This is a genomic window from Streptomyces malaysiense (assembly GCF_000980885.2).
GTDB lineage: Bacteria > Actinomycetota > Actinomycetes > Streptomycetales > Streptomycetaceae > Streptomyces > Streptomyces malaysiense.
In genome coordinates this window covers 79,811-92,893 of sequence record NZ_LBDA02000032.1, presented here as the reverse complement: position 1 = coordinate 92,893, position 13,083 = coordinate 79,811, and the positions used below count along the sequence as shown (strand labels likewise).

14 protein-coding genes are annotated in these 13,083 nt (G+C 72.7%); 5 read left to right on the top strand and 9 right to left on the bottom strand.

What is annotated here, in order from left to right:
* The first annotated feature begins 62 nt into the window (after positions 1-62).
* The 3 genes from gnd to VT52_RS14540 all read left to right on the top strand — a co-directional run bounded on the left by gnd (position 63) and on the right by VT52_RS14540 (position 2,343).
* Positions 63-941, top strand: coding sequence for a phosphogluconate dehydrogenase (NAD(+)-dependent, decarboxylating) (gene gnd / locus VT52_RS14550; protein WP_046426963.1), 879 nt, complete (start codon positions 63-65; stop codon positions 939-941).
* 2 nt (positions 942-943) lie between these two features.
* Entirely contained in the window at positions 944-1,537 is a 594-nt protein-coding gene (locus VT52_RS14545; protein WP_046426961.1) for a histidine phosphatase family protein, read from the top strand.
* Between the two features lie 131 nt (positions 1,538-1,668).
* Positions 1,669-2,343, top strand: a complete 675-nt coding sequence (locus tag VT52_RS14540; RefSeq protein ID WP_046426959.1) for a TetR/AcrR family transcriptional regulator — start codon at positions 1,669-1,671, stop codon at positions 2,341-2,343.
* A gap of 13 nt (positions 2,344-2,356) precedes the next feature.
* On the opposite strand, the gene VT52_RS14535 is transcribed toward VT52_RS14540, so the two are convergent.
* Positions 2,357-2,953, bottom strand: a complete 597-nt coding sequence (locus VT52_RS14535; protein WP_046426957.1) for a TetR/AcrR family transcriptional regulator — start codon at positions 2,951-2,953, stop codon at positions 2,357-2,359.
* Positions 2,954-3,038: 85 nt separating this feature from the next.
* Between VT52_RS14535 and VT52_RS14530 the strand changes: the two genes are divergently transcribed.
* On the top strand, positions 3,039-3,938 hold the full coding sequence (locus VT52_RS14530; protein WP_276207945.1) for an NAD(P)-dependent oxidoreductase: 900 nt from the start codon (positions 3,039-3,041) through the stop codon (positions 3,936-3,938).
* A gap of 28 nt (positions 3,939-3,966) precedes the next feature.
* Here VT52_RS14530 and VT52_RS14525 read toward each other — a convergent pair whose 3' ends face one another.
* The 8 genes from VT52_RS14525 to VT52_RS14490 form a co-directional block, all read right to left on the bottom strand.
* On the bottom strand, positions 3,967-4,404 hold the full coding sequence (locus tag VT52_RS14525) for a PPOX class F420-dependent oxidoreductase (protein ID WP_046426953.1): 438 nt from the start codon (positions 4,402-4,404) through the stop codon (positions 3,967-3,969).
* Positions 4,405-4,548: 144 nt separating this feature from the next.
* Positions 4,549-5,259: a YcnI family copper-binding membrane protein gene (locus VT52_RS14520; protein ID WP_046426952.1), complete on the bottom strand. Its 711-nt coding sequence runs from the start codon at positions 5,257-5,259 to the stop codon at positions 4,549-4,551.
* A 43-nt stretch (positions 5,260-5,302) separates the two neighbouring features.
* Complete coding sequence (locus VT52_RS14515) at positions 5,303-5,908, bottom strand: hypothetical protein (RefSeq protein ID WP_046426951.1); 606 nt, start codon at positions 5,906-5,908, stop codon at positions 5,303-5,305.
* A 161-nt stretch (positions 5,909-6,069) separates the two neighbouring features.
* Entirely contained in the window at positions 6,070-7,434 is a 1,365-nt protein-coding gene (locus VT52_RS14510; protein ID WP_046426949.1) for a GH1 family beta-glucosidase, read from the bottom strand.
* A gap of 32 nt (positions 7,435-7,466) precedes the next feature.
* Entirely contained in the window at positions 7,467-8,306 is an 840-nt protein-coding gene (locus VT52_RS14505; RefSeq protein WP_046426985.1) for a carbohydrate ABC transporter permease, read from the bottom strand.
* A gap of 7 nt (positions 8,307-8,313) precedes the next feature.
* The gene (locus VT52_RS14500; RefSeq protein WP_046426984.1) at positions 8,314-9,303 is read right to left on the bottom strand and encodes a carbohydrate ABC transporter permease; all 990 of its coding nucleotides are present in this window, start codon (positions 9,301-9,303) and stop codon (positions 8,314-8,316) included.
* Between the two features lie 5 nt (positions 9,304-9,308).
* On the bottom strand, positions 9,309-10,625 hold the full coding sequence (locus VT52_RS14495) for an ABC transporter substrate-binding protein (RefSeq protein WP_046426948.1): 1,317 nt from the start codon (positions 10,623-10,625) through the stop codon (positions 9,309-9,311).
* Positions 10,626-10,885: 260 nt separating this feature from the next.
* Entirely contained in the window at positions 10,886-11,440 is a 555-nt protein-coding gene (locus VT52_RS14490; protein WP_046426947.1) for a TetR/AcrR family transcriptional regulator, read from the bottom strand.
* Between the two features lie 174 nt (positions 11,441-11,614).
* On the opposite strand from VT52_RS14490, the gene VT52_RS14485 reads away from it, so the two are divergent.
* Positions 11,615-12,628 carry a zinc-binding dehydrogenase gene (locus VT52_RS14485; RefSeq protein WP_046426946.1) on the top strand — a complete coding sequence of 338 codons (1,014 nt, stop codon included), beginning with the start codon at positions 11,615-11,617 and terminating at the stop codon, positions 12,626-12,628.
* The last annotated feature ends 455 nt before the right edge of the window (positions 12,629-13,083 follow it).

Genomic DNA, 13,083 nt, shown 5'->3' with positions numbered 1-13,083 from the left:
CCCTCCACCAAGGCCCTCGTCGCCGCCTACCGCACTCTCAAGAACGCATCGGAGAACTGATCATGCAGCTCGGTCTCATCGGTCTCGGCAAGATGGGCGGCAACATGCGCGAGCGGATCCGCCGCGCCGGCCACACCGTCATCGGCTACGACCGCAACCCCGAGGTCTCGGACGTCAAGAGCCTCGCCGAACTGGTCGAGAAGCTGGACGCGCCCCGCAATGTGTGGGTGATGGTCCCGGCCGGCACGGCCACCCAGACCGTCGTGGACGAGCTGGGCGACCTGCTGGAGCCCGGCGACACGGTGATCGACGGCGGCAACTCCCGCTGGACGGACGACGAGAAGCACGCCGCGGCGCTCGCCATCAAGGGCATCGGCTTCGTGGACGCGGGTGTCTCCGGCGGTGTGTGGGGCCTGGAGAACGGCTACGCGCTCATGGTCGGCGGCGAGAAGGAGAACGTGGACCGGCTCCAGCCGGTCTTCGACGCGCTCAAGCCGGAGGGCCCCTACGGCTATGTGCACGCGGGCCGGGTCGGCGCCGGGCACTTCTCCAAGATGGTCCACAACGGCATCGAGTACGCCATGATGCAGGCGTACGCCGAGGGCTGGGAGCTGCTGGAGAAGGTGAACTCCGTGGAGAACGTCCGCGAGGTGTTCCGCTCCTGGCAGGAGGGCACGGTCATCCGCTCCTGGCTGCTCGACCTCGCGGTCAACGCCCTGGACGACGACGAGCACCTGGAGAAGCTGCGCGGTTTCGCGGAGGACTCCGGCGAGGGCCGCTGGACCGTCGAGGCGGCCATCGACAACGCGGTGCCGCTCCCGGCGATCACCGCCTCACTGTTCGCCCGGTTCGCCTCCCGGCAGGACGACTCGCCGCAGATGAAGATGGTCGCCGCGCTGCGCAACCAGTTCGGCGGCCACGCGGTCGAGAAGAAGGGCTGATCGTGGCTGATCTTCTGCTGGTCCGTCACGGGGAGACGGAGTGGAGCAGGTCGGGGCAGCACACCAGCTTCACCGACCTGCCCCTGACGGACCACGGCGAGGAACAGGCCAAGTCACTCGCCCCGCTCCTGTCCGGCCGGACCTACGCCCTCGTGCTCAGCAGCCCGCTCGGCCGCGCCCTGCGCACCGCCGAACTCGCGGGCCTGACCGGGATCGAGCCGGAACCCGCGATGCACGAGTGGGACTACGGCGGCTACGAGGGCATCACCACCGCCGAGATCCACCGCACCCGCCCCGACTGGGACCTGTGGACCGACGGGGTGGCGCCGGGGCCCGAGGCGCATCCGGGCGAGTCACCGGACGAGGTCGGCGCCCGCGCCGACCGGGTGCTGGCCCGGGTGGACGCCGCGCTCGCCGCGGACGGGCCCGATGTGGTCCTCGTCGCCCACGGCCACTTCCTGCGGGTCCTCACGGCTCGCCGGCTGGGCCTGGCGCCCGCTCAGGGCCGGCTGTTCCAGCTGGCCACCGGCACCGTCAGCCGGTTGTCCACCGAGCACGGGCACCCGGTGATCGCCGAGTGGAACGGGCGGTCGTAGCACCCTCCCGCCGTGGCCCGGGGCACCTCGTGTGCTCCGGGCCACGGCGTATGCACTGTCATGCTCGCGTCCTAGAATCGACGGCACCGAGCACGCCACCGCGGCGGCCCGAGGCCCGAAGGAACCACCCGATGACCAGCGTCGACGAACCGGTACGCCCCGACGGGCGGGCGCGTGACGCCGCCCGCACCAAGGCCGAGATCCTCGACATGGCCACCCGGGAGTTCGCGCGGGCCGGCTACGAGGGCGCCCGAGTGGAGGAGATAGCCGCCCGCACCCGCACCACCAAGCGGATGATCTACTACTACTTCGGCGGCAAGGAGCAGTTGTTCACGGCCGTCCTCGAACGGGCCTACGGCGCGCTGCGCGAGGCCGAGCGGCGGCTCGACGTGGCCCACCTGGACCCGGTCACGGCGGTCCGGCGACTGGCCGGGCTGATCTTCGACCACCATGAGCGGCACCCCGAGTACATCCGCCTGCTGAGCATCGAGAACCTCCAGTGCGCCGAGGACTCCGCGCCCTCGGGGCGGCTCGACGCGATCGGTTCCCCGGCGCTGGACGCGCTGCGCGAGATCCTCGCCGCGGGGCGGGAGTCCGGGGTGTTCCGGGCGGACGTGGACGCGGTCGACCTGCACGCGGTGATCAGCTCGTTCTGCTTCTTCCGGGCCGTCAACCGGCGTGCGTTCGGTGCCCTGTTCGGCCGGGACCTGGTGGACCCGGACCGGCGGGACCACTACCGGGCGATGCTCGGCGACATGGTGATCGGGTACCTCACGACGGAGGAGGCGGGCGGGGCCGGACACTGACGCCAGGCCGGGGCTACGCGGGCCGGGTCACCGCCGCGTCGAGCAGCGGGCCCAGTTCGCGCACCACCGCCGTCAGGGGCCGCACGTTCTGTTCGGCCCGTGCCATCAGGATCGCCCCCTCCAGGGTGCTGATCATCAGCGTGGCCAGGTCCGCGGACCGGTCGGCGGGTACGCCCATGGCGGTGAGTGCCTCGGCGAGCGGGGTCCGCCAGGCGGTGAACGCGGCGGCGACGGCGGCGCGGGTCACCTCGTCGGAGGCGGCGCGGTCGACGGTGGCGGCGGCCACCGGGCAGCCCGTGACGAAGCCGTCCCGCTCGTACTCCTCGGTCCACTGCGCGGCCATCGCGGCGAACAGCGCGCCCGGCGTCGGCCCGGACAGCCCCTCGACGAAGCGTCCGATCCGCGCCCCCGCGTACCGTCCGGCCCAGGCGACGGCCTCGCCGACCAGCTGTTCCTTGCCGCCCGGGAAGTAGTGCTGGAGGGAGCCGCGCGGGGCCCCGGCGTGCGCGGCGACCTCGCGCATGCCGGTCGCGTTCACCCCGTCGCGCCGGATGAGCTGGGCCGCGCTGAACACCATCCGTTCGCGCGGGCCGCGCTGCCGCTCACTCATGTCCCGCCTCCGTGTCTCACCCCGGGGTCAATTCTATGACCGCCGTCATAACGTTCGCTACTATGACCACTGTCATAGTCGGCCCGTGGAACGAAGGGCGGCCCCCGTGCGCGTCGGATTCATCGGTCTCGGAGTGATGGGCGGGCCCATGGCCCTGCGGCTGGCCGGAGCCGGTACCCCTCTGGTGGTGTGGAACCGCACCCCGCACCGCGCCGAGCCGCTGCGCGCGGCCGGCGCCGAGGTCGCCGGGGACGCGGCCGAGGTGTTCGCGCGGGCCGAGGTGGTGCTGCTGATGCTCGCCGACGAGGCGGCCCTCGACGCGGTCCTCGGCCGCGGCGGCCCGGCGCCGGCCGCGCGGTTCGCGGGGCGGACCGTCGTCCACATGGGCACGACCTCGCCCGAGTACTCGCTGGCCCTGGAGGCCGGCATCCGCGCCGCCGGCGGCCGCTATGTCGAGGCGCCGGTCTCCGGGTCCCGGGTTCCGGCGGAACAGGGGCAGCTGGTGGCCATGCTCGCGGGCGAGGGTGCCGCCGTGGAGACGGTACGGCCGCTGCTCGCGCCGATGTGCCGCGAGACGTTCCGGTGCGGGGCGGCGCCCGGCGCGCTGCTGATGAAGCTCTCGGTCAACCTGTTCCTGATCACCCTGGTGACCGGGCTGACCGAGGCCTTCCACTTCGCCGAACGGCAGGGCCTGGACCCGCGCCTGTTCCTGGACGTCCTCGACGCGGGCCCGATGGCCAGCCCGGTCTCCCGGATGAAGGCGCCCAAGCTGCGCGAGCGTGACTTCGCGGTGCAGGCGGCCGCGCTCGACGTCCTGAAGAACAGCCGCCTCGTCGCCGGGGCCGCCCGCGGGGCCGGCCTGGCGTCCCCGCTGCTCGACGTCTGCCACGCCCTCTTCGAGGAGGCGGTGGGCCTCGGGCACGGCGCCGAGGACATGGTCGCCGTACTGCGGGCGATCGAGGCGCGGACGCGAAGCGCGGCCTAGGGTCTTCCGCCCGGGGCCGACGACCGGGTCAGCGCCTGGGGATGCCGTAGACCCGCGCGACGTGCAGCCGGACGACCAGCCGGCGGTCGCGGACCATCGCGGCGCGGTAGTCGTCCCAGTCGGGATGCTCGCCGTGCACCGCGCGGTAGAGCCGGATCAGCTCCTCCACGGTCTCGTCGTAGGGGTCCCCGGCGACCGGGGACAGTTCGGCCGTGCCCTCGGCGACGGCGTACGCCCAGCGGTCGTCGCTGGTGACGTGGTAGGAGGCGCGGGGGTCGCGGCGCAGGTTGCGGGTCTTGGCGCGGTCGTCGGTGACGGAGATCCGGATGATCCGCTCGTCGGGATCGTAGGCGTGGCTGACGTTGGACAGCTGGGGCCGGCCGTCGCGGCGGAGGGTGACCAGCACGCCGCCGTTTCCTTCGGAGAGCAGCGGGAGGAGCGCGTCCTGCGTGGAGTCCTGAGTCATGAAGAGATCAACCGCGCGCGGGAGGAGCCGCATTCCCGGCGGTGCGCACCGGTCGCCACCACGTGACCGGCGAACGCCACCCCTGACGGCACTCCCGCACGCCGGTGGGCCGCGCGGTCCCGCGCGGCCCGCCGGCGTCCGCCGCTACGACCGCGCCGAGGACCGGTTGCGCAGCAGCGCGAACACGGCGGCGGCGAGGCCCAGGACGCCGACCACGAGGCCGGCGACGCCGAGTCCGCGGGCGGTGGAGTCGCTCGCCTTGGTGGTGGTCGTACTCGCCGCCTCGGCGGTGGCCGCGGCGGGCGAGGCGTCGTCCGCGGTGAGCTTCAGTGCCGGGGCCGGGTTCTCCGGCTCGTCGTCGCCCGAGGCGGGCTGCTCGATCCAGCGGACGACCTTGCCGTCCGAATAGGTCTGGAGCGTCTTGAAGACCAGCCGGCCGGTGTCCTCGGGCAGCTGACCGAAGGCGACGTCGAAGTCCTCGTACTGGCCGGGGGTGATCCGGCCCCCGGTGAAGGTGATCTCGGAGGCGGCCTCGGTGATGGTGCCGTCGTCGGTCTTGACCGGGGTCTTCAGCTTCGTGGTGGTCACCTTGGCGGTCCAGCCGTCCTCCGGGTGGACCAGGACGCCGAGGACGGGGTGGTCGGTGGGCAGGAAGACCTGGACCTTGCTGGTGTAGGCGTGGTCCTCCTCGTTGGGCACGCGGAAGGTCAGCACGCCGTCGGTGGCGCCCTTGGCGTAGCTCTCCGGGTGGACGGTGACGTGCGCGGACGCGGCACCGGCGGCCAGCAGGACCGAGGCGGTCGTGAGGGCGGCGAGGGCGCCGGCGCGGCGCAGGGCGATGCGTGGTGCGGACATGGTGAGTCGATCTCCGTACGGTGACGAGTGACAGGGTCGGGGGTCAGAGCGGGTACGGGATCGGGACGGGCGGTCCGCGCCGGGTGACCGGGTGCCGCAGCGGGGCCCGGCGGGGCGGCGCGTGGGCGGACCGGTCGCGCGGGACCAGGCCGGTGGTGGCGGGCAGCGGGGCGGGCCGCCACCAGGTGAGGAGGGCGGGGACCAGCGCGGCGGTGCGCCGCAGCAGCGACCACAGCGCGGCCTCGCCGCGCCGCAGCCACCAGGAGGCGGCGAGGGCGGCGAGGAGGTGGGCGGCGGTGGCGTGGGCCGTGTTGTGCGCGGCCGCGGCGTGGGCGGTCGGACCGGCCATGCCGGGCATGCCCGGCATGCACGAGCCGGTGCAGGCGGTACGGAAGCCGCCCTGGGCGGCGGCGAATCCCAGGTGCAGCCCCGCCTGGGTGAGCAGCATCACCGCGCCGATGCCCGCCCCCGACCGCTCCCGCGCGCCCAGCGCCCAGCCGAGCGCGAAGACCGCGAGGAAACCGGCGCCGTCGCAGCCCAGCGAGGGCATCCGGCCCATGGCGAGCCCGTGGCCCACCGCGGCGAGCAGCACGCACACCGCGGCGAACACCGCGGCCCGCAGACCTCTCACCGTCGGGGATGCGCTCACAGTAGGCGATCCTCCCACGGCGGGGAGGCACCCGCGCCGTGCCCGTGGCGTTCGGCCGACACGGGCGGGGCGGCGGGGCGGCGGGTACGGCGGGACACGCGGGACGCGCCGGCCGTCCCGGCGCCGGGCGCCGACGGCGGACCGGCGCCCGGCGACCCGGATCAGGCGGCGCCGCGGCCCCGCTCCCGGTGCGCGCGCACGATCTCCGCGTAGCGGTGTCCACTGCCCTTGACGGTCCGGGCCTGGGTCCGGTGGTCGACGCGGACCAGTCCGAAGCGTTTGCCGTATCCGTACGCCCATTCGAAATTGTCCAGCAGGGACCATGCGAAGTAGCCGGCCAGCGGGGCGCCCCGGCGGGCGGCGGACGCGCAGGCGGCGAGGTGGGCCTCCAGGTACTCCTGGCGTTCGGGGTCGTGCACCGTGCCGTCGGGGCGGACCGTGTCGGGGAAGGCCGAGCCGTTCTCGGTGACGTACAGGGTGCGGGCGCCGTACTCCTCGGTGAGCCGGAGCAGCAGGGTCTCGATGCCGCCGGCGTCGATCTCCCAGTCCATGCCGGTGCGGGGGACGCCCTCGCGGCGGACGGTACGGGCGTACGGCGCGGGGCCCCGGGGGTCGTCGACGACATGGGCGGGGAAGTAGTAGTTCAGGCCCAGCCAGTCCAGGGGCGCCGCGATCGTCTTCACGTCCCCCTCCCGCAGCGGGAGCCCGACGCCGTACGTCTCGGTCATGTCGGCCGGGAAGCCGCGGCCGTGCACGGGGTCGAGCCACCAGCGGTTGACATGGCCGTCGTGCCGGCGGGCGGCCGCGGCGTCCTCGGGGCGGTCGGTGGCCGGGCGCACGGTGGAGAGGTTGTTGACGATGCCGATCCGGGCGTCCGGGACGGCCGCGCGGACGGCCTCGGTGGCGAGGCCGTGGCCGAGGAGCAGATGGCAGGAGGCCCGGACCGCGGCGGTCAGATCGGTCCAGCCGGGGGCCATCGTGCCCTCGTAGTGGCCGATCCAGGCCGAGCAGGACGGCTCGTTGAGCGTAGCCCAGAGCTTGACGCGGTCGCCGAGGCGCCGGGCCACGGCGTCGGCGTACGCGGCGAAGGCGTGCGCGGTGTCCCGCTCCGGCCAGCCGCCGCGGTCCTGGAGCGACTGCGGCAGGTCCCAGTGGTAGAGGGTGACGGACGGGGTGATGCCCGCTTCGAGCAGGTCGTCCACCAGCGCGTCGTAGAAGGCGAGGCCCTCGGCGTTCACGGGTCCGGTGCCGCCGGGGACGACACGCGGCCAGGCGACGGAGAGCCGGTAGGCGTTGAGCCCGAGGCGGCGCATCAGGGCGATGTCCTCGCCCGTGCGGTGGTAGTGGTCGCAGGCGGTGTCGCCGTCGTCGGCGCCCGCGGTCTTCCCCGGGGTGTGCGAGAAGGTGTCCCAGATGGAAGGTGTCCGGCCGTCCTCGGCGACGGCTCCCTCGATCTGGTAGGCCGAGGTGGCCGTGCCCCACAGGAAGCCGTCCGGGAATGCGGCGAGGTCGATGCGTTCGGACACGGAAGTCCTCTCGGGTTACGGGGTGTCGCCGGTCATTTGACGGCGCCCGCCGTCAGTCCGGCCACGAGATAGCGCTGGAGCAGCAGGAAACCGGCCACCACGGGCACGCTGACGACCAGGGAGGCGGCCATGACCTGGTTCCAGTAGACGTCGTTGAGGGTGGCGAAGCCCTGGAGGCCGACGGCGAGGGTGCGGGTGGTGTCGTTCGTCATCACCGACGCGAACAGCACCTCGCCCCAGGCGGTCATGAACGCGTAGACGGCGACCGCGACGATGCCGGGGAGCGCGGCCGGTACGACGATCCTGAACAGCGCGCCGAGCGGTCCGCAGCCGTCGACCAGCGCCGCCTCGTCGAGGTCGCGCGGCACCGAGTCGAGGTACCCGGTCAGCATCCAGACGGAGAAGGGCAGGGAGAAGGTGAGATAGGTGAGGATCAGGCCGCCGCGGGAGCCGAACAGGGCGATGCCGGTGGCGTTGCCGATGTCGGCGTAGAGGAGGAAGAGCGGGAGCAGGAAGAGGATGCCGGGGAACATCTGGGTGGACAGCACGGTGACGGTGAAGACGCGCTTGCCCCGGAAGTCGTAGCGGCTGACCGCGTAGGCGGCGAACACCGCGACGGCGACGGACAGTACGGTCGCCGAGCCCGCCACGATCAGCGAGTTCACGAAGTAGCGGGCGAGCGGCACCGTGGACCACATGTCGATGTACGGGCGGATCGTCAGCCCGCTCGGCAGCCAGCGGAACTTCCCGGAGACGTCCGCGAGCGGCTTCAGCGAGCCGGAGAGCATCACGTACACCGGGAGCAGCACGAAGCCGGTGAGCAGGGTGAGGAAGACGCGCCGGGCCCAGCGGAACGAACGCGGCGGCGCCAGCGGCGAGTCAGCCATCGGAGGTCCTCCGCTCCCGCGAGGTCACCAGCAGGTAGCCACCCGTCACCACGAGCAGGAAGAGCAGCAGCAGGACGGACATGGCGGAGCCGGTGCCGAAGTTCCAGGCGACGAAGGAGGCTTGGTAGATGTGCACGGAGACGAGGTCGGCGGCGTCGGGCGCGGACCTGCCGAACAGCACGTAGGGCGTGTTGAAGTCGTTGAACGTCCACAGGAACAGCACCAGTACCAGCACCTGGTTGACCGGGCGCAGGGACGGCAGCGTGATGCGCCGGATCCGCTGCCACATCCCGGCGCCGTCCAGCGCGGCCGCCTCGTACAGCTCCCCCGGGATGTTCTGGAGTCCGGCCGTCACCATGAGGAAGGCGAACGGCCAGCCCTTCCAGACCGACACGGTCAGCAGGGCGTAGAAGCTGTTGCCGCCGATGAGCCAGAAGGCCGGCTCGGCACCGATGTGCAGCTGGTCGTGCAGGACGTGGTTCACCAGGCCGTTGTCGTGCTGGAACATGAACACCCAGGTGATGACGGCCGCGTAGACGGGCAGCGCGTACGGCACCAGGAACAGGGCGCGCAGCAGGCCCCGGCCGCGGAAGGCGTCCTGGAGGAAGAGGGCGGCGGCGGTGCCGATCAGCCAGCACAGGGCGACGGACAGCAGGGTGAAGCCGACGGTGACGAGGAACGAGTGCAGCAGGGCCTCGCCGACGGGGGCGTGGAAGTCCACCGACAGCCGGTAGTTGCCGAGTCCGGTCCAGGGCGCGGTGCCCCAGTCGCGGATGTAGAACTGGGTGAGTTCCTTGAAGCTCATCGCGATGCCGATGACCATCGGCACCAGATGGACGAGGAGTTCGAGGACGAGGGCGGGCAGGAGCAGCAGGTACGGCAGCCCGGCGCGACGGATCCTCCCGGGCCGGCGGCGGGCCGTGGAAGCCGCCGGTCCGGGAGGGGACTTCGCCACCGGCTCCTCAAGGGTGTGGGTGGTCACGGCGGTCACGCCGCCGGCATCTGCTGCTGGGCCTTGTGGAGCGCGGCCCGGACCGAATCGGTGGTAACCGCGCGTCCGGCGGCGGCGTCGGCGAACAGGTCCTTGACGGCCGTGCCGACCGTCGTCTCGAACTGCGATTCGGCGGGCACCTGCGGCAGGGCGGCGGCACTGGTGGCGAGGGTGTTCTTCAGGACCGTGTCGGCGGGGCCGCCGAAGGCGGGGTCGTTCTGCGCCGAGGTGACCGCCGGGATGGAGCTGTACGCCTTGTTGAGGATCTTCTGTTCCTCGTCGGAGGTCATGAACTTCACGAACCGGGTCGCCCCGTCGAGGTTGTGGGTGTTGCGGAAGACCGCGATGTTGATGCCGGCGGCCATCGAGTCGACCTGGGTACCGGGGCCGGGGGTGCCGGAGCGCACCGGCACGGGTGCGACACCGTACTGGCTGTCCTTCATGCCCTGCGAGGCGAGGTTGGCGGAGGCCGACTGCCACAGCAGCATGGCCTGGTGGCCCTTGGCGAAGTCGCTGACGGACTGGTTCTGCGCGTACTCGGCGTCCCCGGTCGGGATGACGTGGTCCTCGGCCATCAGATCGACGTAGCTCCGGACCGCGTCGACCACCTCGGGGCCGGTGAAGTCCGGCTTGCCGTCGGCGGTGAAGAAGTCGGCGCCGCGCTGCTTGGCGAAGACGAAGACGTGGTGGACGTTCTCCGAGACGTTGGAGCCCTCGGCGCCGAGCGGGGAGATGCCCCTGGCCCTGATCTTCTTGCCGTCGGCGACCAACTCGTCCCAGGTGGCCGGTGGTCGGGCGATCCCGGCGTCCGCGAAGACCTTCTTGTTGTAGTAGAGCGCGTACGCCAGCGCGTACAGGGGTACGGCGGCCGGGTCCTTGCCCTGGACTCCGGTCGAGGCGAGCGCGGACGGCACGAACCGGCTCCTGCCGCCGATCTTGTCGAAGTTCCCGGCGTCCCAGGGCAGCAGCGCGCCGCTCGCCTGGAGGGAGGCGCTCCAGGAGTTGCCGATGTTCAGCACGTCGGGGCCCTGGCCGGAGGTGGTCGCGGTCAGGATCCGGTTGAGCAGGTCGGGCCAGGGCACGACCTCCAGCTTCACCTTGATGTGCGTCCGCCTCTCGAACTTGTCGAGTTCGGGCTGGAGGACCTGCTTGTCCACGGCGACGTCGGCGCCCTGGTTGGAGGCCCAGTAGGTCAGCGTCTTCGGCGCGTCGTTGGAACCGCCCCCCGCGGACGAACCGCCTCCACAGGACGTCGCCGTGAGGGCGAGAGAGAGGGTGACGGCGCCGACGGCCGCGGCTCGGATGCTGCGCATGTCTCCTGGTGTCCCTTCCGGGCGTCGAGAACCTTCGGGATCGCGCACCGGGGACCGGACTGTTCGACCGGTTCCGCCCGAAGACCCTCACGTCTTAATTTAGGACGTGAGTTAATCGGCGCGGCGACGCGCCGTCAAGGGATCCGACAGAGGTTCCCCACCGCCCCCGCGCCTTCGCTCGGCGGCGTCGCGGCTCGAAGGGCCCGGCCCGGCCGGCGTCAGGGCGCCGCGGGCCGAAGGCGAGCGGACCGTCCCGGCCGTCAGTCCGGCCGGTAGGCCCGGTTCCGCGGGAGCACGCCGGCGAGGGTCAGGGCGACGAGGCGGCAGGCGAGGTCCTCGTCGAGGGGGGCACCGCTGATCAGGGCTCGGGTGAAGAGGGCGCCGCTGACGGCCTCGATGACGAGACCCGGGTCCGTGTCCGGGGCGAGTTCACCGCGCTCGACGCCCCGGCGGACCATGACGGCGCCGCGTTCGAGCCGCTCGGTCCAGTAGGGGAGGCGGCGGTCGGGGAGGGTGTCGTCGCGTTCGACGCTCAGCCGCAGCAGCGCCTCGCCCTGCGCCGTCGCGAGCAGCCGGGCCAGCGTGCCGAAGTAGGCGGTGAGGTCGTCGCGGACGTGTCCGGTGTCCGGCACGGGCAGCGCCGCGTCGAGCTGTTCGGCGAGAGCCTCCAGGATCAGCTTCTCGCGGGTCCCCCAGCGCCGGTAGACGGAGGTCTCATGGACGCCGGCGGCGCGGGCGACGGCACCGACGGTCGTACCGGCGAGCCCGTGTTCGGTCAGGACGTCCACGGTGGCGGCGAGCACGGCGGAGCGCATACGGGCCCCTCGGCGGCGCAGGGGCGGTGCGTTCCGGTCGGGCGAGGGCATGATCCACCATAACGCAGGGTTACTTGCTTTACCTCGCGGGCGGGCGTAGGTTTCATCGCAAGACGACTTGCGTTAAGGGGCTCGCGGCCCCCGGGGTCGCCGCCGCGCCAAGGAGGCCATGTCATGGAGCAGATGCTCGCCGCCCGGCTGCACATCCCCAGCCGCACCCTGCGGATCGAGGAAGTGGCGAAGCCCGAACCCGGCCCCGGCCAGGTCCTGGTGAAGGTGGAGGCCGCGGGCGTCTGCCTGTCGGACGTCCACCTGATCGACGGCACCCTCACCCCGCTGCTGCTGCGCGGCGACACGGTCACCCTGGGGCACGAGGTGTCCGGCACCATCGCGGGGACCGGTCCCGGCGTGACCCGCTGGACACCGGGGCAGCGGGTCGTGCTGTACGCCGGCGAGATCCGCGAAGGCGTCACCTACACCCGGGGCGTGGACTACGACGGCGGCTGGGCCGAGTACGCGCTCTCCTCCGAGCACGCCCTCACCGAGCTGCCGGCGGCCATCCCCTTCGACCAGGGCGCGATCATCCCGGACGCGGTCTCCACCCCCTGGGGCGCGATCACCGTCACGGGTGCCGTGAAGCCCGCCGAGGCGGTCGGCGTCTGGGGCGTCGGCGGGCTCGGCGTGCACGCCGTGCAGTTGCTGCGGGCCGTCGGCGCGTGTCCGGTCGTCGCGATCGACCCCAACCCCACCGCCCGCGAGCGCGCCCTCGCCCGGGGCGCGGACCTGGCGCTCGACCCGGCCGACCCGGCGCTGCGCGAGCGGATCCGCGAGGCGACCGGTGGGGCCGGTCTCGCCGCCGCGTTCGACTTCGCCGGTGTCCCGGACGTCCGCGCGCAGGCACTGTCGGTGCTCGCGCCCAAGGGCCGACTGGTCCTCGTGGGCCTCACCGACAAGCCACTGACCGTCGCCGACGGCACCCGCTTCAGCTACCTCCAGCAACAGATCCTCGGCCACTACGGCTCGGACATGCCGGTCGCGCTGCCGCAGCTGCTGTCCCTGCTGCGGGGCGGCCGGCTGGACTTCTCCGCCTCGATCAGCGGCGAACTGCCGCTGGCGCGGGCCGCCGAGGCGGTCGAACGGCTGGAGAAGAAGACCGGCGACCCGATCCGGCTGGTACTGCGCCCCTGACCCGGACGCTCGCGGAAAGACCGGCGGTGGGCGGGATCACCCGCGGTGATCCCGCCCACCGCTCTCGCGTACCGCACCACTCCTTCACGTTCCGCGGCTCCCCAGGCCGCCCATCCCCTCACCACGACACGGGGGTTCACGGCTCCGGAGCCGGCCGCGCCGCCTCCCGCGCCGTGCGGAACGCCGGCCGCGGGCACGCCGCCGGGGCCGGCTGTCCGATGAACACGGTCGTCGTGGTGTCCGCCCCCGCCACCGGGTCCGGCATGTCGCACAGGACGGATGGTTTGCAAAAGGTGAGGAGTTCGTGACGGCCCGGAGCTGAATATCGGCAAAACGTTCACCGACGGCCTTGGGGTCGCGCAGGACCTCGACACCGCCCGGGGGATCCGGGTGCCGCCGGCCCCGGGTCCACAGCGGGCCCCGCGGACCGGCCGGTTCCCGCGAGGCCCCCTCAG

Bases quoted from the DNA above. Each gene is read 5' to 3' on its own strand.
- VT52_RS14520 (WP_046426952.1), bottom strand. From the start codon at position 5,259: ATGTCCGCACCACGCATCGCCCTGCGCCGCGCCGGCGCCCTCGCCGCC.
- VT52_RS14540 (WP_046426959.1), top strand. From the start codon at position 1,669: ATGACCAGCGTCGACGAACCGGTACGCCCCGACGGGCGGGCGCGTGAC.
- VT52_RS14490 (WP_046426947.1), bottom strand. From the start codon at position 11,440: ATGCGCTCCGCCGTGCTCGCCGCCACCGTGGACGTCCTGACCGAACAC.
- gnd (WP_046426963.1), top strand. From the start codon at position 63: ATGCAGCTCGGTCTCATCGGTCTCGGCAAGATGGGCGGCAACATGCGC.
- VT52_RS14535 (WP_046426957.1), bottom strand. From the start codon at position 2,953: ATGAGTGAGCGGCAGCGCGGCCCGCGCGAACGGATGGTGTTCAGCGCG.
- VT52_RS14495 (WP_046426948.1), bottom strand. From the start codon at position 10,625: ATGCGCAGCATCCGAGCCGCGGCCGTCGGCGCCGTCACCCTCTCTCTC.
- VT52_RS14485 (WP_046426946.1), top strand. From the start codon at position 11,615: ATGGAGCAGATGCTCGCCGCCCGGCTGCACATCCCCAGCCGCACCCTG.
- VT52_RS14525 (WP_046426953.1), bottom strand. From the start codon at position 4,404: ATGACTCAGGACTCCACGCAGGACGCGCTCCTCCCGCTGCTCTCCGAA.